This is a genomic window from Anabaena sp. FACHB-83, from assembly GCF_014697485.1.
In the GTDB taxonomy this organism is placed as follows: Bacteria; Cyanobacteriota; Cyanobacteriia; order Cyanobacteriales; family Nostocaceae; genus Nostoc_B.
Map to the genome: position 1 here is coordinate 1 of NZ_JACJRY010000011.1, position 20,621 is coordinate 20,621.

The following is a 20,621-nucleotide window of genomic DNA, read 5'->3' on the forward strand; positions in this document are numbered from 1 at the left end:
TCGCACCTTCTAACACTGGTACAGAATCACCAATTATTCAAGCAAAATTAGATAGTGATAATTTGGTTTCTCTTCCATCAGAGATAGTGGAAAATGACTACTCAAGAACTGAGTTCAATAAAAAAGCGATCGCACCTTCTAATACTGTTAGAGAATCACCCGTTATTCAAGCAAAAATAGATAGTAATAGTTCTGCTTCTACTCAACCAAAGATAGTAGAAACTGACGACTCACAAACTGAGTTCAATAAAAAAGCGATCGCACCTTCCAACACTGGTACAAAGTCAGAGATTATTCAAGCAAAATTAGATAGTCATGATTCTGCTTCTCTCCAACCAGAGATAGTAGAACCTGACTACTCACAAACTGAGTCAAATAAAAAAGCGATCGCACCTTTCAATACTGCTACAGAATCACCAGTTATTCAACCAAAATTAGATAGTCATAATTCTGTCTCTCTTCAAGCAGAAATAGTAGAAAATGTCCACTCACAAACTGAGATAAATGAAAAAGCGATCGCACCATCTAATACTGCTACAGAATCACCAGTTATTCAACCAAAATTAGATAGTCATAATTCTGTCTCTCTTCAAGCAGAAATAGTAGAAAATGTCCACTCACAAACTGAGATAAATGAAAAAGCGATCGCACCACCTAATACTGCTACAGAATCACCAGTTATTCAACCAAAATTAGATAGTAATAATTCTGTTTCTACTCAACCAGAGATAGTAGAATTTGACAACTCACTCACTGAGTTAAAGCAAACAGCGATCGCACCTTCTAACACTGCTACAGAATCAGATATTATTCAACCAACATTAGATAGTGATGATTCTGTATCTCCTCAACCAGAGATAGTAGAACTTGACCACTCACGAACTGAGTTAAACGAAAAAGCGATCGCACCTTCAAACACTGCTACAGAATCACCAATTATTCAAGCGAAATTAGATAGTCATGATTCTATCTCTCCTCAATCAGAGATAGTAGAAATTGACGACTCACGCATTGAGTTAAACCCAACAGCGATCGCACCAAATAATCTTGGTACAGCATTACCAGTCATTAAACCAAAATTAGATAGTAATAATTCTGCATATCATCAAGCAGAGATTTTAGAAATTGATCATTCACGAACTGAGTTAAACGAAAAAGCGATCGCACCTTCCAATCTTGGTACAAAATCACCAGTTATTCAAACAAAATTAGATAGTAATAATTCTGTTTCTACTCAACCAGAGATAGTAGAATTTGACAACTCACTCACTGAGTTAAAGCAAACAACGATCGCACCTTCTAACACTGATACAGAATCACCAATTATTCAAGCGAAATTAGATAGTCATGATTCTGCTTCTCTCCAACCAGAGATAGTAGAACCTGACTACTCACAAACTGAGTCAAATAAAAAAGCGATCGCACCTTCTAATACTGGTACAGAATCAAACATTATTCAACCAAAACTAGATAGTAATAATTCTGTCTATCCTCAATCAGAGATAGTAGAAAATGAATATTCACAAACTGAGTTCAATGAAAAAGCGATCACATCTTCTAATACTGTTACAGAATCAGATATTATTCAAGCAAAAATAGATAATAATAGTTCCGCTTCTCCTCAACCAGAGATACCAGAAATTGACAACTCACGAACTGAGTTAAAAGAACAAGCGATCACACCTTCTCATACTGCTACAGAATCACCAGTTATTCAAGCAAAACTAGATAGTGATAATTTGGTTTCTCTTCCATCAGAGATAGTAGAAAATGACTACTCAAGAACTGAGGTAAATGAACAAGAGATCGCACTATCTAATACTGGTACAAAATCAGATATTATTCAAACAAAATTAGATAGTAATAATTCTGCTTTTACTCAATCAGAGATAGTAGGAATTGAACATTCACAAACTGAGTTAAAACAACAGGCGATCGCACCTTCTAACAATGCTAAAGAATCACCAATTATTCAAGCAAAATTAGATAGTGATAATTCTGCTTCTTATCAACCAGAGATATTAGAAGTTGAACATTCACAAACTGAGTTAAAGCAAACTGCGATCGCACCTTCCAATACTGGTACAAAATCACCAATTATTCAAGCAAAAATAGATAGTAATAATTCTGTCTCTCCTCAACCGGAGATAGTAGAAAATGACGACTCACAAACTACGTTAAATAAAAAAGCGATCGCACCTTTCAATGCTGCTACAGAATCACAAATTATTCAAACGAAATTAGATAGTCATGATTCTGCTTCTCTCCAACCAGAGATAGTAGAACCTGACTATTCACAAACTGAATTCAATGAAAAAGCGATCGCACCTTCTAATCTTGGTAGAGAATCGAACATTATTCAAGCAAAAATAGATAGTAATAATTCTGCTTCTCCTCAACCAGAAATATCAGAAATTGACTCTTCACAAACTGAGTTAAAGCAAACAGTGATCGCATCTTCTAATACTGTTACAGAATCAGATATTATTCAAGCAAAATTAGATAGTAGTAATTCTGTCTCTCCTCAACCAGAGATACCAGAAATTGACAACTCACGAACTGAGTTAAATGAAAAAGCGATCGCACCTTCTCATACTGCTACAGAATCACCAGTTATTCAAGCAAAAATAGATAGTAATAATTCGGTTTATCTTCCATCAGAGATAATAGAAACTGACGACTCACGAACTACGTTAAGTGAAAAAGCGATTACACCTTCTAATACTGATACAGAATCACCAATTATTCAACCAAAAACAGATAGTGATAATTCGGTCTCTCTTCAATCAGTTGTTGAGGAAATTGAACACTCACTAACTGCATCAAATCAAAAACAGATTGCACCTGCAAATACTAGTACAGATTCAGAAATTATTCAGCCAAAAATAGACAGTAATTTAAAAAATAATAATCTAAAAATTACATCAGCATCAGCAGAGAATATCTTAAGTAAAACAGAAATTCCTCAATTGCCTAAAGCTTTAAAAAATATCTCGATTTTTTCTCCACTTTCTCAATTATCGAAATCTACATCGTCTCCGACCAAAGATAAAAAAAATTCACCAAAAGTTACTCAGACTCTTTCTCAATCTCATAATCCTACTTACAATATTCAAAAAAAATCATCACAAGATATACCAAATTCATGGTCAAATATTGCTGAATTATTTGATGAAATTCAAGTTAATAGTATTAGTCCAAAAACTATTATACAAACGCTCAGAGAAAATAACCAATCTTACAATAAGCCAAAAGCTGTAAAACAAATTAGAAGTATAGGTAATGATTTTCCTAACAATGAAAATTCTATGCAATTTATCCAAGCTAGTTATGAAACATTCAACTCAGTCGATTCTGTTCAACAAGATAATAGTAATTCATTAACTAACGAAGATTCTACTTCAGAAGATGAATCGAAAAACTTAGATACTCTTGCACGCGAAATATACAAGATGCTAAAACAGCGTTTGGATATAGAAAGAGAACGCCGAGGAAATAATTATTCCGGGCGTTTACCTTGGTAAATTTATCTCATATCAGGAATCAATGTTTAATTCATAATGCTGACAAAGAGTTTTGAGTTTTTCTTTGATGAGCGATCGCACATTTTCTGGCGCTATAATCACACAATCTGGTGTATATTGCATTACTTCTCGAATAAACCAAAATGTACTAGAAACACGCCTAACAACTCGCCGCACTTTTTGGGTATCTGGTAGCCATTCATTGATTTTGTCTTCTGGTTTGGGTTGATATGCAAAGGCTAAACCTGCAAAGAGATACATTTCTACGTCTATCTCTGCTAAACCAGAACGCCATTCACCAGTAACAGGTAAAACCGCAGCATCTTGAATACGGTCTAAACGTAAACTCCAATTGTGCTGTAATTCTGCCACATCCAAGTTACCCTCAGTCTCTTCACACCAGCAATCAAGATATTGACGCTTTTCGTGTGGGACAACTTTGGCGTAACGGACAGTAAAATTCCAGACGTGATGTCTAGCATCTTGATAACTAAGTTGAAAAGGTTGCTGGCGTAGGATGTAACGGTCTATTTCTAAACGCCACTGCGGGGGTAAGTTCCCTAAAAAACTTTCGATGTCGTTGCGTAGAGGTATTGGTAGTTCGCTACGTTCGAGTAATAATTTTGCAATTATCTGCGCTTGCTCATTTTGTCCAACGTCTGCTAATACTCGCATCGCCCGGTCAAGCGCACGGATACGCGATTCTGACCAGTCGTGATTTTTACCAATGGTTAATTGATGACGAGCGATCGCTTCTATTAATTTGGAGATGTTCGGGCGATCGCCCCACATCATACCAAATTCCAACGCTAAGTTTTCTAACTCAGCTTTATCCCGTTCTCCCAGAGACAGAGTTATCGATTGACCTTTACGACTCATTTTATACGGACACTTTTATGCGGACATATCTTGTCAACTTCTATTTTGCGTGCCAATATAGTTTTTAACAACCAGTTACGGACACTATTTAAGTTTATGTCCGAAAGTTACAAAATTACTCTCAAACCCGTTTATTCGCAAACCGTTCCTACACCTAACGGAGTGCAACTACCAAACAATTGGTCACTATCTTGGCATCAAGCAGCAACATTAGAAGCGTTACGTGACCCTAATATTGATGTGGTTTTTAACACCGCAATGACAGGCGATGGTAAAAGCTTGGCTGCATATTTAGAAGTTCTCCAAGGCGAATTTTCCGCTATTGGACTTTACCCAACCAACGAACTAGCGCGTGACCAAGAAACACAAATTCAAGGATATATTACAGAATTTCAACCTAGAGATAATCCGCGTGTAGTGCGATTAAGTGGCGCTGATTTAGAAATTTATGCTGAAAATGAAGGATTGAAAAAAAGTGCAGCAATTACTACTCTCACTAGCCAAAGAGAAGTATTATTGACCAACCCAGATATTTTTCATTATTTACATAGAGGGGCTTATATAATTCGTGGTGATAGTCCCGATAAACTCTGGGTAAACATAGACAAAAATTTTGATTTGTTCATTTTTGATGAATTTCATGTTTTTGCTGCACCACAAATAGCTAGTGTGATTAACACTATGTTATTAATTCGCTGGACAAATCGCCGGAAGAAATTCCTGTTTCTTTCTGCTACACCAGATAATAATTTAATTGGTAAATTGAAAACAGCAGGATTTCGTTGTCAAGAAATCAACCCTATTGAGCAAAATAAATATCAATTTCCTGATACCCCAGAACAAGAACAGCAACTTAAAGCCGAAGGATGGCGACAAGTTGCGCGGACAATTTCACTGAATTTTATTTCTTTAGAACCGAGTTTTAAAGCATCGGAAACTTGGTTGAAGGAAAATAGTAATCTGATGTTGGGACATTTTCAGAAATATCCAGGAAGTAAAGGAGCAATTATTCTCAACTCCATCGCAGCAGTTAAACGAATTAAAGAATTTTTAAAGCCTATTTTCCAGGCTCACGATTTAACATTAGAGGAAAATACAGGGCTATCAAGTAAAACTCAGAGAGAGGATTCATTAAAAGCAGATTTACTTATTGGTACTAGCACAATCGACGTAGGAGTTGATTTTAAAATCAATTTTCTAGTTTTTGAATCTTCTGATTCTGGTAGTTTTATTCAACGCTTGGGACGCTTAGGTAGGCATGACTGCTATGAAAAAGATGGTGAAGAAATTAAGTTTCAAAACTTTACAGCCTTGGCTTTAGTACCTAACTTCTTGGTCGAGCGTTTATTTCAAGGAGAGACACCACCTTTAGAAGTCAATAGTATTTGTGATCGCCCTTCTTTTCAAAACATCATTAGAAAGCAATATCGCAAAATAAACGATTTTCAAGGCTATTATAAACGTTGGGGTGCAGTGCAGTCAGTGAAACTATGTTGGGAACTGAATGACAAGACTATTAAACAACAGTATGCAGGTAGTTTAGAAGCATTTACTCAAACCTGTGAACAAGTTTTTGAGACTAAGCTAAAGTGTCACGCAGGTAGTATCAAACGATGGTTGAAAGAGTGGCAGGAAATGGGAGGTAAATCAGGAAATCCCATTGCTGATGATGCTGCTAGTTTTCGCGGTTCGAGTCCTTTGCAATGTGGTTTGTATGATGAAAAAGAAGAAAATGAGGCAGAAAAATTTAAAACCTATGATTTACCCGGCATTTTGGGCAATTTAGAAATTGAAGTCTGGACGGAAGCAGATTTTATACGGACACTCAAAGAAACGGCAGCACGCACCGGACAACCCATAGCTAAAGGTAGATTTCGTCACTGTCTAGCATTTATGAAGTTGCGTTCCTACCGAGAGGAACGGCTGAACTGGAAGTTTACCTACTCTAGCAACTTGGAACCAATTGCTGATGCGTGGAAAGTTCAGGTTTTAAAGGGTGTAGAAATTTGGCAGCCGGAAAACTACTGGATTGGTGCAATTAACAAAAAACTGAAACAGGAAGGTTTAGTTTCTTACGTCATTCGCCGTCCTGTGGCGGAAGTACGGATGCGGTTGCGGCTACCGATGCACTTTCAGATTTATCCAATTAGCGATCAGTATAGCTTTCATGATACTAACGCACCGTATGCGATCGCTTTCGGTCACTCTGCATTGTTATTAGATACGTTAGCTTACACCTTCAAAAGCAAAGGAGATGAAACATGGATTGCTTGAGGTTTCAATCCCTGATAGGGATGTGACGGAGAAAAAGCTTACGCCAGTAAGTTCAGACATATTTGTTTCAATCCCTGATAGGGATTCGTCATCTCAACCTTTAGTAGAGGTGAGTCTCCATCTGATCTAAGAGTAGCAGATAGATGAGTATTTAAAGTTCTGACGTATTTGACTAGTTAAATATCTCTGACACTTATTGGCTTGCAATCGGCTATCGCTTAAGTTAGTTTCTGAGTATGTACTCATCAAGGTTAGTAGTTAAACGAACTATCACATCTAGTGAGTTGCATATAAACTTTCTTGAAGGATATTAAAGATGCGAAATAGGAAAAAGACCAAAGTTGATCTCTTAATTGAAGTCTTGTCTGATGGTCAATGGCACTGGGGTGACGAATTAGCTCAAGCCGATAAAGTTGGTTGGCGTTTTGGAGATGCTGTAGATAAAGCCCGTGACAAAAAAGGTTTTCCAATTATCAGAGAGAGAGTAGGTCTCAAACATAGGTATCGATTGCCACAATTTTAACCGAAATTAACCCTATGCAGGTAATTTCCTAGTTAAATCGATAATTTTTTGTAACAGAGGGAAGCTTATCAGTAGCTTGCGGCATTAAGTTCAGATGTAATTAGTCTCAACCCCCTAAACTATCAAGGACAACTTGTAGCAACTAGCTGGGTACAAGTCTCTTCTACAGGAAAATCTTAAGGCAGTTAGTTCTAAAATGGCTTCTCCTGTTTTCTAAAAAAACCATCAACAAATATGAGTAACCCAATTTCAGACGATTACAGAAATTTGCTAGTGGAAGTAAAACAGCGCATTCGTTCTGCACAGTATGAAGCACTGAAGGCAGTAAATAAAGAACTTATTGCCCTCTATTGGGATATTGGGCAGATGATTGTTACCCGACAACAGGGAGCTAGTTGGGGTAAATCGGTAGTGGAACAGTTAGCAAAAGACTTACAGACAGAGTTTGCGGGAATTAGTGGATTTTCTACTGCTAACCTTTGGCGGATGAGACTTTTTTACGAAACTTACGCCAAAAATGAAAAACTCGCACCAATGGTGCGAGAAATTGGATGGACTCACAATATAGTCATTTTAGAGAAGTGCAAAGATGACCTAGAGCGAGAATTTTATATTAGAATGACTCGCAAATTTGGCTGGACAAAAAATGTTTTGATTCATCAAATTGAAAATCAAACTTATGAAAAAACTCTGCTAAATCAAACCAACTTTGACCAAAATGTGCCAGCAGAGATTCGTAATCAATTAAAATTAGCGGTTAAAGATGAATATACTTTTGATTTTTTGGAATTGGCAGATGAACATAGCGAACGGCAACTAGAACAAGCAATTTTGGCAAGAGTTGAACCATTTTTACAAGAAATGGGTGGCAGGTTTACCTTTGTTGGTAGCCAGTATCGCTTAGAAATTGGTGATCAGGAATTTTTTATTGATTTATTACTTTATCACCGTCAATTGAAGTGTTTAGTTGCAGTTGAATTAAAAACCGGAGAATTTTTACCTGAATACGTAGGCAAAATGCAGTTTTATTTAGCTGTATTGGATGATTTATCTCGACTTCCAGATGAAAATCTCTCAATTGGAATTATTCTTTGTAAATCTAAGAACAAAACCATTGTTGAATATGCACTGAGAGAATCAAATAAACCAATTGGTGTAGCGACTTATAAAGTATTTTCCGCATTGCCTCAAGACTTAAAAAACCAGCTTCCCGCTCCAGAGCAAGTTGCAAAATTGCTAGAAGGATTTGAATAGAATTAGAGAGTGAGTAAATGAATATCAGCGACTATTTAGCCGACTGGAGAATTATCAGATGGAAAACAACACTCCGACAATTGCAGAATTGCAAGAACTGGCATTACAAATACCAGAAAAAATTCCTTACTTAAAAATGTTGGTTTTATTTGGTTCTAGAGCTACTGGTAACACCCACGCGAAAAGTGACTGGGATTTTGCAGTTTTGTGTGATCAAGAACAACGTGAGGCTTATGTAAAAGATAATGGTTTCCGTTGGTTTGAATTACCTATATTTATTGGCGAAATGTTCAAAATAAATTCTGATCAAATTGACGTTGTAGACCTGAATCAATGCTCTGCACTAATATCACATTTTATTGCTCGTGATGGCAAGCTTTTGTATGAGGATAATCCAGAGGAATTTGAAAAATTTAAACAGAGAATGCTACTGAGTAATTCAGAGCTTAAAAAAATAGAAAATACTAAACGACAAAATATTGAACAATTTCTTCAAAGATGGGGTGTATGACCAAGATAGATACTGGGATTGTCACAACTAGATTGGATTTGATTGCTCGTTATCTTGATAATCTCAAAAGATTTGAGCAAACTAGTTTAGATGATTACCTGCTTGACTTTGATAGTCAACTAATTACAGAGAGACTTTTGCAATTAATGGCTCAAGCAGCAATAGATATCAACGACCACATATTATCAAAGCTCAATCCAGGAAAGTCAGAAACTAACTTTAATTCTTTTATTAGCCTTGGTAAATATGGTGTAATTACTCCCGAATTAGCCAGACAAATAGCACCATCATCAGGATTAAGAAATCGCCTGGTGCATGAATATGACGAAATAGATCCGCAACAAGTTTTTAACTCTATAAGTTTTGCATTACGACTATATCCGCTTTATGTGCGTCAAGTTAACTCTTATTTAATTTCATTGAGTCAAGAAGATGGCTAAAAAAAGTAAAATTTCAGAGGAGCATCAACAATTATCACTGTTAGAAACAGAAAATGCTGCAAATTCTGAAGTATCAGATGATGATTGGTTATCGGGTGATTTTGGCTTTGATAGTGATGGCGATCGGACTATCGAAACTGAAGGTGAATTACTCACACTCAAGCTACTACGGGAAGCAATTCAAGCTCAAAATCCTGATGATCAAGTAATGGCTGATTTTGCTGAATATGTTTTACCAAATTTGTTACGCATAGCAATTGGTGTGACTGCGAAAGGTGGTAAGTATTTTGATGAAATTGACCAAAAACGAGAAGCGGAGGGTAAAACTAAAGTTAGGCGAGATAATGCAGCAGATCAATCACTGAATACACATTTACTTAATGGATTATTCCCTGCTAATTTAATTGAGAGACGTTTACAGCAACTTGATACAACAGTCCGGCGAGTTGTTAAAGAACGAGAACGTCGTTTGGTAATTTCTGGATTTATTTTACATGACTTTGAAAAGTTTCCTGATGTGCCGAATGATTGCCGCAAGTTACCGTTAACAGAACATCGTCAAATTATTGCGGAAAAAGTTATTCAGTTAGGACTCAATAAGTTTATTAATCCTGATAATTTAGAAGATTATCAAGAGTATATTGATGATTTATTGTGCATGGCTTATAATGCACAAAGTCGCTGGGATACTAACTGGAACTTTTCGGAATTTGGGTTGAATCCAGTATTGCGCGATCGCACCCTACGTAGCTTATCTGGCTTAACTTGTTTAGCTGATTCTCTCGCCTCAATTGTTAAACATCCCCAAGATGCTGAACATACTAAACTCAAAGAAATTCTCCACTTTTTAAGTGATGGACAATTAAAACTTACTTATCATAGCATTGCTGAAAATAGAGGTGTTTTAACTAATGTTGTTAATAATGCCTTGATGGAAGCACACACTAGCCTTAATACTGAAAATGAAACCTACTATGAAATACTGCTTTATTTACCCACAGGAGTAATTTATTTAGCGAAAAAAGATGCGCCAGCAATTAATAGAAAAGGATTAAGTGATCGCGTTATCAATACCATCAAAAAACTCTGTGCTAACCAACTGCAACTTAGAAAAGTTGGCTTCAGTCGAGGAAATATTGGGATGAAATATGCTGATTATTATAATCTCTTCCTCGACATCAAAGGTTTAATGCAGTTTACTGTCGATGCAGTGCCAAGCAAAGTCAAAACTAGCAAAGCCGCAGATAAAGGTAATAATTTAGCTCAATTTCAGCGTAAAGGTGTTTTAGATAAGAATATTGAGATTGATTTCGCGGAAGATATTCGTATCGATCATTTAGCTGAATTAGGAGCTTTAATTACTGGAAAGTTTTGGAAAGAGTATCTAGAAAGAGTTAAAGCTGTAATTAAAAATAACAAAGAACTCCCTCCCATTCCAACTATCAATCTTACGGATATAGCTGTCGATTTTCTGGGTTTATCTGAACATAAATCTGAAATTACTGGACTTCAACAACTTAAAGATACAGGAGGCATTGCTTATGACTGGTATTATATTGCAGCACAATACCTGAAACATAATCCAGGACAAGAAGAAGTTCGAGAAATTTCTCAAAGTCTGGTTAATCACTGGATGGAAATTATTGAACCAATCATTAATCAATACACTCTGCCTGATGAATGGAAAGATTTAAGAGATTGGTGCGATCGCGTCATTATGCTGCCAACAGAAACGCAACAAAAATCAGCTAATGATCAAGCCGAAATATTTTTTAAAGAATTAGCTAATTACAACGCTGCGAAAAAAGCTAGTCGTGGACGACAACTCATTTGCTCAATTTCTCACTCTGCCTACACAGTAACCGAACAAATGGAGTCAGCCGTTCTTTTTACTCCCCAAGTTTATACTAACAAACAGCATTTAGGAGGCTCAAATGCTAAACGTAATATTTCAAGCATTGCAGCAATTGAAATGATGCTGCGGCAGATTTTGATGAATCAAACCCAAGCAGTAGGGAAAAAATTTGAAGACGGCAAATATCGCTATCTCTACTTTTATCCAACTTATTACTTCACGCCAGAAACCAATAAGTTTTTACAAAAAGCTTATACAGGAATTGCTCAAACTCGTTTTGATACGAGTATCCGCAATCATTTTATCAGTAAAGATTTACAAGCGAACTTGCAGCGAGAAAAATACCAAAGTGTTGATACTTTCCTCATTGATGAAAATCTACAGTCAGAAAAAGACCGCACATTTAAACTGTCTTATCCTGAAGACCAACCTTTAACATTTTACTTCATGGCACTGCCGCCAGGACGAGACAGTACCGATACCGAATCTTGGGTAATGCCTACTTGGTTAGCATTTGCTTTTCCGATGATTTTAGATGTTAAAACTGTGGTTTCTGAGTCGCCAATTCCACCGTTTAATGATGGTGCTGAATTTGAGGAAAGCGTTTTTCTTGACAGTGCGCCTCATGCTTTTCGTGCATTAGTAAGACGCGATCGCTTCCGTCTAGACTACATCCTTGAAGGTTGGCATGACAACGGTACTCAATACCCCGCACCGTTAAATGTGCTTACCGCCGCCTACGCCATTCATTTAGATGTGAATGCGCGACAAGGAAAGTCTGGTTATGATGCCAACTGGGGAAGATTTACGGAATTGGCAAAGGATTTTGAAACTAGTCCTTTGTACGTCTTTTCTTACCTCAATCGTTGGGTGCGTAACCAAGGAATCGAAACAGCCAGAATTGAAAAAATTCGGCTTTATACATATCACTTTTACCCTTGTTTTGACACTTATGCAAAATTTGAACATATCCAAGAGGAATTAATTGTGGGAGAAGAATCAAGTCTCAATCATCCTAAAAAATTAACTGAACTTTATCGCCGTTTTTATCGAGCAAATAAGCGTTATAATCCCAAAGCTAATGCTGTGTTAAAACCGATTGATATTGCAGCTGACACTATACTCAAAGCTGAGTTAAGTGTGTTTCATGGAGAAACCTTAGTTGCAGCAGTAGCAGCAGAAGTTTTTAAACTCATGGATCGCGTTCATTCCTCTACTGCTGAGGGACGCTGGGTGATGAGTAAACGGGAGGAAGAACGGCAAGCAGTTTTAGATTTTGCACGGTATTTTGTAGAGGAGGTATTTGAGAAATCTTTTGCAGGCGATCGCGCTCGTTTAGCAGGACGACAACTCAACTTAATTCGAGACACCTGTGAATTTTTATATCGCCTAGAAGACGACAAAGAAAATGCAGCAAGAGATGACAAGGCTGCTGAATCAAATGATGATAATGAGTAATCATTAATTTCCCCTAATTCTGTTTAGAAACATCAATCATTATTGGAGATATATCATGGCATTGCTAAAGACAGTAGAACCCAAGTTCTTTCAAGCTGAAATTCCCTACAAACCGATGGGTAAATATGTCCATTTTCTAACTATTCGCATCACCGAATCTTACCCACTATTTCAGACAGATGGTGAATTGAATAAAGCACGGGTTAAGGCTGGAGTTAAAGACAAAACTACAATTAGTCGATTGTCAATGTTCAAGCGTAAGCAATCCACCCCAGAGCGTTTAGTTGGTAGAGAATTACTACGTAACTATGGCTTAATGAAGCCTGAAGACTGTGAATATAACGTAAATTTTGCAATGGATAATCCTGATTGTATTATTTACGGGTTTGCCATTGGTGATTCGGGTTCAGAAAAATCAAAAGTTGTTGTAGATACAGCATTTTCTATAACACCATTTGATGAATCTCATGAAACATTTACCCTAAATGCTCCTTTTGAAAATGGCACAATGGCCTCTAAGGGTGAAAATGGTTCTAAGCCAGGTGAAGTTACTAGCCGAATTAATCAACAAGACCACATCAGACCACAAGTTTTCTTCCCTAGTATTGTCACCCTTAAAGACCCTACTGAAGCTGGTTTTCTTTACGTTTTTAATAATATTATGCGGACTCGTCATTACGGCGCACAAACAACCCGCACAGGACGAGTGAGAAATGAGTTAATTGGTGTTGTCTTTGCAGATGGAGAAATTACAAGTAATTTGCGTTGGACTCAAGCAATATATGACCAAATGAAAGCTAACAATACATTACATCCACCTGAACCTCTGGATGAAGATGATGTCATTACTGCTGCTAAAAGTGCAATTGAAACATTAATGGCTGACGAATTTATTGTTCATACTGACTTTATTGGTGATGCTTTTACACCCTTGCTAAATGAAGTTAAATCACTCACAGGTAACGAAAAAGGAATTAAGGAACTTTTGCAAAAGGCTGATGCAGAAGCCAAGGCTTACGCCAATAAGCATATCAGTAAAAAGAAAACTGCTGCTAAAGCGGGGAAAGAGTAATGGTGTCAATTTACCGTTGTGAATTAGAACTCCACGACAGCTTATATTATGCCACGCGCGAAATTGGAAGACTCTACGAAACTGAGCCTGTAATCCACAATTATGCTCTCTGTTATGCGCTGGGTTTAGTTGATAGCGAAGTCTATTCTACGACTGTTGTAGAAGAACATTCTTATCGCTATTTTTGTCCCGAACAAGTACCAAAATATGAGGAGCATTTAACGCCACTCAATAAACAAGGTATTTACGTTACTCCGGCGCGTGCAATTACTCATACTGCCATTCTCAATACTTGGAAGTATGCAAACAATAACTATCATGTAGAGATGGAAAAAACGCAGAAAAATATCCCTAGTTTTGGTAGAGCGAAGGAAATCGCACCAGAAAGTATATTTGAGTTTTTTGTTATCTCCCAAAAAGAACTCAAGTTACCAAAATGGATTCGTTTGGGTAAATGGATGAGTAAGGCTGAGGTAACAGTTGAAAAATTACCTCAACCTCAAACTACTGAAGGTTTATTCACTTGCAAATATCCTTTAAATCCTTTGGATGTGATGTTTACTAATCAAGTAATTAGCTACGATGTGGTGAATATGCCTCCTGTGAGTTTAATTCAAAATGTGCAGATGCGAGGGCAATATTATCAATTTAAGGAGATGCAAGACATCAAAATTCCGGCGCGGATGGAATATCATTTTCGAGGTTAATTATGTTCCAAAACCTTTGCCACCTTTTTTCTTCTTTTTCGTCGGCTCTATTACCATTAACTCGGCTGCAAAACCTGCTTCATTTTGCAACATTAATTTACGAATGCGTTGACGTTGATAAGCCTGTACTTCCGCCGCTAAGGGATGATTGGGGTCAATTTTTAGGTGAGTAATAGAAGAAACATATTTTTCTTTACTTTCGGGATTATTAGGCTCTTTTAGTCCGCACATAATCCCACCTTCATCTCCTGAATAACCCACAAAATCAATTTCAAATTCTCTGTCTGGGTCAGCGTTTTCTGCTTTTTGTTTTAATGTCTTGAGAAACTCTTTACCAGCTTTTGCTTTAATTGGTAAACTTTGTTTTAATTTTTCAGTTAGTGTTTTTGCTGCTTTGTAATCATCAATTCTCACTGGTATTACTCCTTATGCAGTCTTTTTTACTGAGAACAATCCTACTATTACTCCACAGTCGTTAAAATTTTAGATACCAAATTTAGCGATCGCCCCTCCATTTTCCCACACACCCGTGAAACACTATCAACAACAACCAAACGCCTTCCCCAGCGAATACCTGAATAACTTGTGGGGAGAAATTCACGCTTGTCCTTACTTTGCTGTCAACAACCTCAACCGCGATTTTGTCGGTACTAAGGGATTTTCTGTAGTATTTAGGCGATCGCACATCTCTACAGTAGAGCAGAAATTCCCCTATTTCAAACCCTACCTTGATTTGGCTCTCCAAGCTAACTGTAATGCTTTTTACCTCAACCCCTTACTCCTCAAAGAAGGTTCTCGCGTCGATCCCCATATAGACCGTTCTCTGCGTTCTTACTGCAAAACCGTTGAACCGCCTACCTTTGTCAGCGTTCTCTATGTGCGCGTACCAGAAAATATGGAAGGGGGTGAACTGGTACTCAAATCGCACAAACGCCAACTGGGACAAATTAAGCCGCAGATGAATACATTACTTTACTTTCAAGGTGATTTGACTCATTCTGTCAATGCTGTGAAAACTTCTGGAAGTCGCCTCAGTTTAGTTTGCGAACAGTATACTTTAAGCGATGCTGAACTCGTAGACATACCAGAGTTTACAGTAGAGTCTAGAGTTGCTCAGTCTACAGCAAAAAAACGCAAGTAAATTTTTTGACTTTTGCCTTTTGACTTTTAACTTGATTATATGCCGCACAGCCTAGTTCTTAACCTACTACCTCAGTCGCCAATTCCTGCACAATATCTCACCGGGAGACATTTACACGCTTTATTTTTAACCCTGGTGAGTTCTGTAGATCGAGAATTAGGCGATCGCTTACATGATTCTACCGCAGACAAAGCCTTCACCCTCTCCCCTCTCCAAGTTAATTCCCCCCTTTTTAAGGGGGGTAAGGGGGGATCTAAACTGCGCTGGGAACATCAACAACCAATCTCCGCCGGAACGCATTGTTGGTGGCGCGTCTCTCTCTTAGATGACACACTTTTCAGTCAACTAACGCAACTATGGCTAAATCTTAATCCTAGTCACCCTTGGCATCTTGGCCCGGCTGACTTGTATATTACCAGCATTCAAGGCACACCCCAATCAACCCAACCTTGGGCGAATGCTTGCGGCTATAGTCAATTATATGAGGAAGCCAGTGAAAGAGATCGCTCTCTTAACTTAGCTTTCTGCACACCCACCGCCTTTCGCCAAGGACATTTTGATACTACCCTTCCTACAAGAGAATGTGTTTTTAATTCCCTACTTTCGCGGTGGAATAAATATAGCGGGATAGAATTACCTGGAATTTCTCTAGAGTCAATATTTCCGTCTTTTATTAACATCCACACAGAAATATTAGCCGACTCCCGCAGCAAATTTATTGGCGTTATTGGTGAAATTAATTATCGCATATTAGGCGAAGCTGAACCAATCCAAATTAAACAACTTAACACCTTAGCTAACTTTGCTTTATATGCAGGTGTGGGACGTAAAACAACAATGGGAATGGGGATGGTAAGAAGGTTATAGGTTACAGGTTACAGGTTATAGGGGATGGGTTATGGGTTACAGGGGATAGGAGATATAAGTAAAAAAAGAAGAGATAATTTATGGTTAGTGATGATATGTAAATGGGCATACTAAGTTTATAGCAAAGTTTTGTATAAACTTGCTGGCTGTAACCTATCACCTATCACCTATGAAAATTGAGTCACATCGAGATTTAATTGTCTGGCAAAAATCAATGGATATGGTAGTTCAGATATATCAGTTGACTGCTAATTTTCCAGCAATAGAAACATATCGAATTACATCACAAATTACTCGTGCAGCAGTATCTGTGCCTACTAACATTGCTGAGGGTCACGGACGCAGTAGTAGCAAAAACGATTATGCTCATTTTCTGGCAATATCTAAAGGCTCATTAATGGAAACAGAAACTTTATTAATGTTATCAACAAGGCTCAATTATCTTACTTCTAAACAAGCTGATCCAACATTATCTCTGATTACAGAAATCAGCAAAATGCTCACCACTCTTCGATATCGGATATTAAACAGCTAATGAATAATCAAAACATCGCTAATATTCCTTCACTAGAAACATATAATCTGTCACCTGTAACCTATAACCTGTCACCTGATGAATATATCCCGATCGCAGCATTAAACCAATATGCTTATTGTTCGCATCGCTGCTGGCGGATGTTTTGTGCGGGCGAATTTGTTGACAACCAATACACAATTGAGGGTACAACATTACACGATCGCGTCCATACTGTAGGAGAAGGACAACGTGAGGAAACTTGGCAAATCCGCGCTATTTGGTTGAAGTCTGATAAGTACAAACTGATTGGCAAAGCTGATTTAATTGAATTAGAAAATGGCGAATACTATCCCATAGAATATAAACGCGGACGCAAAGGTGAATGGGATAACGATGAATTACAAGTTTGCGCTCAAGCCTTGTGTTTAGAAGAAATGACGGGTAAATCTATCAACACTGGCTATATTTATTATGCCCATTCCCACCAACGTCAATTAGTGGAGATTTCTGAAGAGTTAAGGCAAAGTGCGATCGCCACAATTGAAGCTGTGCAAATGCTATTATTTACAGGCGCAATGCCTAAAGCCATCAAAACAAAACGCTGTGATGGATGCAGTTTATCTCCTCAATGTTTGCCTCAAACTGCTGATAAAGTAAAACGATATCAAGAAGCAGTATAAATAATTTGGTGTTGCTGAGAATATTTTTGAAAAGCTCACGCATAGACGCGATAGCGGCTTCCCGGAGGGTAGGCGCAAAGGCGCAAAGAATAAGTCTGCGTTAAAAAACTTTCTTTTACCTCTAATAAGGAAATAATCATGGGTACAGTTTACATTTCCCAGGAAGATGCTTTCATTGGCAAAATTGATGAACGTCTTAGTGTTAAATTCGATAAAAAGATAATTTTAGATGTCCCACTCATCAAAATAGAAGGTGTAGTAGTTTTAGGACGTGCTACTGTTTCGCCTGCTGTAATTTCGGAACTTTTAGAACGCAGTATTCCTCTCACATTCCTGACAGAAAACGGTCGTTATTTAGGACGTATAGAACCAGAGGTAACTAAAAATATATTTGTTCGCAAAGCCCAATGGCAAGCCGCCGGAGAATCAACCCAAGCAATTCATGTTGTCCAAGGATTTGTGCGTGGTAAATTGAAAAATTATCGTCAAATTCTTACCCGCCGTCAGCGCGAATCTTCAGATATAGATTTATCTAAAAAGATAACCCAATTAGAACAAGCGATCGCACCAATCGACACGACACACAACATCAATTCATTGCGCGGTTTAGAAGGTGCGGGGAGTGCGGCTTATTTTGGTTGTTTTAATCAACTAATTCGCAATGCAGAATTTCAATTCTCTCACCGCCTGCGTCGTCCGCCAACAGATCCCGTAAATTCTTTACTCAGTTTTGGTTACTCCTTATTGCGTCATGATGTGCAAGGGGCGATTAATATAGTTGGGTTTGATCCATATTTAGGATATCTGCATTGCGATCGCTATGGTAGACCTTCTCTTGCATTAGACTTAATGGAGGAATTTCGCCCCCTTGTGGTAGACGCGGTTGTGTTATCTACCCTAAACAAGCAACTGCTAACACCCGCAGATTTTATCACTGAACCCTTAAGCGGTGCAGTTTCCCTCACCCCCGAAGGACGCAAAACATTCTTGCGCTTATACGCACAGAAAAAACAATCGGAATTTAAACATCCCGTCATGGGGCGCAAATGCACTTATCAAGAAGCCTTTGAACTCCAAGCGCGGTTACTGGCTAAATACCTCATGGGTGAAACCGAGAAATATCCACCTTTGGTTTTGAAATAGGTGAGAGGTTAGAGGTTGCAGGTGACAGGAGGGAATGTTTGAGTGAAAGATGAATTAAAAAAGAAAGTCATTGTATCCTACGATGTCCCAGAAGACAAACGCCGGACGAAAATCCATAAAATTTTAAAATCTTATGGACAGTGGGTGCAGTACAGTGTGTTTGAGTGCCAGTTGACTGAGACTCAATATGCCAAATTGCGATCGCGTTTGCACAAACTCATTAAACCAGATACCGACAGCATTCGCTTTTACTTTCTCTGCGCCTGCTGTTTTGATAAAATCGAACGCATCGGTGGCGAACAACCCCGCGACGAAAGCATTTTCTTTGCCTAATTCGCGGATGGGTAGGTGTAAAAAATTCGCCTTGAGGAAAAATAGCTGTCTCCCTTTCAGCACAAGCTTTTGCCGAAAAATTCAATTAAAATCACCCGCGCACTTTGTACAGCAACGGTTTCAGCCATTTTCCTCAAATCAACTGACTTTTGATACTGTTATAATCAACCCATCCGCGAAACTGAACCTTGAAAACCAAATAAACACTAGCTTTCCGGCTTCCGCCGTTGAAATTTCAATTAATCCCTATTAGGGATTGAAACCATCCATCCAGCAGTACCGATAATACCAATACTTAGTTGAAATTTCAATTAATCCCTATTAGGGATTGAAACATGAATTCACTACCAGCATCCTCAAACTGACTGGTGAAGTTGAAATTTCAATTAATCCCTATTAGGGATTGAAACCGAATTTTTTTAAGTTAAAATGCCACGGACTTAGGTTGAAATTTCAATTAATCCCTATTAGGGATTGAAACGGTGAATGGAAGCTCACTACAATAGATGCTCTTGTAGTTGAAATTTCAATTAATCCCTATTAGGGATTGAAACGTCTGAGTAGGCTTCCAGTTTACATATTTCCAGTTGAAATTTCAATTAATCCCTATTAGGGATTGAAACTAAAACATGAAGCCTTCAAAAAAGAAGTACAACGAGGTTGAAATTTCAATTAATCCCTATTAGGGATTGAAACTGGGTTTTTCTTTTTCTTTAGTGGTTTTCTTGTCGGGTTGAAATTTCAATTAATCCCTATTAGGGATTGAAACCATCTCTACCATTCTTCCCGTCTTTACCTGGGATGTTGAAATTTCAATTAATCCCTATTAGGGATTGAAACAGCAATCCAAGTTTTAGTATCTCACCCGTATCTCTGTTGAAATTTCAATTAATCCCTATTAGGGATTGAAACCTTGTCGCTGAATACGCCTACTCGCTCAATCGCGGGTTGAAATTTCAATTAATCCCTATTAGGGATTGAAACTAGGGCTGTAGTGGCTGTTGTGGCTGCATTACCAGTTTAAATTTCAATTAATCCCTATTAGGGATTGAAACGTGGCTGCATTACCAGCACTTGTTAAAGCTTTAGTTGAAATTTCAATTAATCCCTATTAGGGATTGAAACTCAGTAATTTCACCTGTTAAGGGGTCAAGGTAGATTGTTGAAATTTCAATTAATCCCTATTAGGGATTGAAACAGTCGCCTATTTTACCTAGTGCTTCATTTGCGGCTTTAGTTGAAATTTCAATTAATCCCTATTAGGGATTGAAACTGTCTGATGCTTGGATGGCATTAATGCAGTTGCAGTTGAAATTTCAATTAATCCCTATTAGGGATTGAAACAGCAAGGAAAACAGTTGCAAGCGTCGCTGAGGACATTGCGTTGAAATTTCAATTAATCCCTATTAGGGATTGAAACAGGAACCGAACCGATTAAGGTAC

Annotated in this window: 17 protein-coding genes and 1 CRISPR repeat array (1 of these 18 running past the window's edge); of the genes, 15 read left to right on the forward strand and 2 right to left on the reverse strand. The window is 37.9% G+C overall.

All coding sequences use genetic code 11. The features are described 5' to 3' along the window. On the forward strand, positions 1-3,524 hold a 3,524-nt coding region (locus H6G79_RS15010; RefSeq protein ID WP_191049360.1), incomplete at its 5' end, for a hypothetical protein. A 12-nt stretch (positions 3,525-3,536) separates the two neighbouring features. Here H6G79_RS15010 and H6G79_RS15015 read toward each other — a convergent pair. Then, positions 3,537-4,403, reverse strand: a complete 867-nt coding sequence (locus tag H6G79_RS15015) for a YafY family protein (RefSeq protein WP_190590163.1) — start codon at positions 4,401-4,403, stop codon at positions 3,537-3,539. A 96-nt stretch (positions 4,404-4,499) separates the two neighbouring features. Here H6G79_RS15015 and cas3 point away from each other — a divergent pair, with 96 nt between their 5' ends. From cas3 to cas5d, 8 genes are all read left to right on the forward strand, one after another. Continuing rightward, the gene (cas3, locus tag H6G79_RS15020) at positions 4,500-6,677 is read left to right on the forward strand and encodes a type I-D CRISPR-associated helicase Cas3' (protein ID WP_190590162.1); all 2,178 of its coding nucleotides are present in this window, start codon (positions 4,500-4,502) and stop codon (positions 6,675-6,677) included. Positions 6,678-6,993: 316 nt separating this feature from the next. Further along, positions 6,994-7,200: a hypothetical protein gene (locus H6G79_RS15025; protein ID WP_190590161.1), complete on the forward strand. Its 207-nt coding sequence runs from the start codon at positions 6,994-6,996 to the stop codon at positions 7,198-7,200. A gap of 234 nt (positions 7,201-7,434) precedes the next feature. Continuing rightward, positions 7,435-8,454: a YhcG family protein gene (locus tag H6G79_RS15030; RefSeq protein WP_190590160.1), complete on the forward strand. Its 1,020-nt coding sequence runs from the start codon at positions 7,435-7,437 to the stop codon at positions 8,452-8,454. Between the two features lie 58 nt (positions 8,455-8,512). Further along, entirely contained in the window at positions 8,513-8,965 is a 453-nt protein-coding gene (locus H6G79_RS15035) for a type VII toxin-antitoxin system MntA family adenylyltransferase antitoxin (RefSeq protein ID WP_190590159.1), read from the forward strand. Then, on the forward strand, positions 8,962-9,405 hold the full coding sequence (locus tag H6G79_RS15040; RefSeq protein WP_190590158.1) for a type VII toxin-antitoxin system HepT family RNase toxin: 444 nt from the start codon (positions 8,962-8,964) through the stop codon (positions 9,403-9,405). Before H6G79_RS15035 ends, H6G79_RS15040 begins: the two co-directional genes overlap by 4 nt. Continuing rightward, on the forward strand, positions 9,398-12,718 hold the full coding sequence (gene cas10d / locus H6G79_RS15045) for a type I-D CRISPR-associated protein Cas10d/Csc3 (RefSeq protein WP_190590157.1): 3,321 nt from the start codon (positions 9,398-9,400) through the stop codon (positions 12,716-12,718). The genes H6G79_RS15040 and cas10d overlap by 8 nt, the downstream gene beginning before the upstream one ends. A gap of 55 nt (positions 12,719-12,773) precedes the next feature. Further along, positions 12,774-13,790, forward strand: a complete 1,017-nt coding sequence (cas7d, locus tag H6G79_RS15050; protein ID WP_190590156.1) for a type I-D CRISPR-associated protein Cas7/Csc2 — start codon at positions 12,774-12,776, stop codon at positions 13,788-13,790. Next, positions 13,790-14,497: a type I-D CRISPR-associated protein Cas5/Csc1 gene (gene cas5d, locus H6G79_RS15055; RefSeq protein ID WP_190590155.1), complete on the forward strand. Its 708-nt coding sequence runs from the start codon at positions 13,790-13,792 to the stop codon at positions 14,495-14,497. The genes cas7d and cas5d overlap by 1 nt, the downstream gene beginning before the upstream one ends. Here the strand turns inward: cas5d and H6G79_RS15060 are convergent, their stop codons facing one another. Then, a complete protein-coding gene (locus H6G79_RS15060; RefSeq protein WP_190590154.1) occupies positions 14,498-14,911 on the reverse strand; it encodes a hypothetical protein in 414 nt (137 codons plus the stop codon). Positions 14,912-15,026: 115 nt separating this feature from the next. On the opposite strand from H6G79_RS15060, the gene H6G79_RS15065 reads away from it, so the two are divergent. The 6 genes from H6G79_RS15065 to cas2 all read left to right on the forward strand — a co-directional run bounded on the left by H6G79_RS15065 (position 15,027) and on the right by cas2 (position 19,178). Continuing rightward, positions 15,027-15,638 carry a 2OG-Fe(II) oxygenase gene (locus tag H6G79_RS15065; protein ID WP_190590153.1) on the forward strand — a complete coding sequence of 204 codons (612 nt, stop codon included), beginning with the start codon at positions 15,027-15,029 and terminating at the stop codon, positions 15,636-15,638. A gap of 39 nt (positions 15,639-15,677) precedes the next feature. Then, positions 15,678-16,505, forward strand: a complete 828-nt coding sequence (gene cas6 / locus H6G79_RS15070; protein WP_190590152.1) for a CRISPR-associated endoribonuclease Cas6 — start codon at positions 15,678-15,680, stop codon at positions 16,503-16,505. A gap of 169 nt (positions 16,506-16,674) precedes the next feature. Further along, positions 16,675-17,040, forward strand: coding sequence for a four helix bundle protein (locus tag H6G79_RS15075; protein ID WP_190590151.1), 366 nt, complete (start codon positions 16,675-16,677; stop codon positions 17,038-17,040). After that, positions 17,040-17,702 carry a CRISPR-associated protein Cas4 gene (gene cas4 / locus H6G79_RS15080; protein ID WP_242048381.1) on the forward strand — a complete coding sequence of 221 codons (663 nt, stop codon included), beginning with the start codon at positions 17,040-17,042 and terminating at the stop codon, positions 17,700-17,702. The genes H6G79_RS15075 and cas4 overlap by 1 nt, the downstream gene beginning before the upstream one ends. A 138-nt stretch (positions 17,703-17,840) precedes the next feature. Continuing rightward, positions 17,841-18,845 carry a type I-D CRISPR-associated endonuclease Cas1d gene (cas1d, locus tag H6G79_RS15085; RefSeq protein WP_190590150.1) on the forward strand — a complete coding sequence of 335 codons (1,005 nt, stop codon included), beginning with the start codon at positions 17,841-17,843 and terminating at the stop codon, positions 18,843-18,845. A gap of 42 nt (positions 18,846-18,887) precedes the next feature. Beyond that, complete coding sequence (gene cas2 / locus H6G79_RS15090; RefSeq protein ID WP_190590149.1) at positions 18,888-19,178, forward strand: CRISPR-associated endonuclease Cas2; 291 nt, start codon at positions 18,888-18,890, stop codon at positions 19,176-19,178. A 226-nt stretch (positions 19,179-19,404) separates the two neighbouring features. Beyond that, positions 19,405-20,621: a CRISPR direct-repeat array (repeat unit 37 nt; unit sequence GTTGAAATTTCAATTAATCCCTATTAGGGATTGAAAC); it runs 51 nt beyond the window's last position.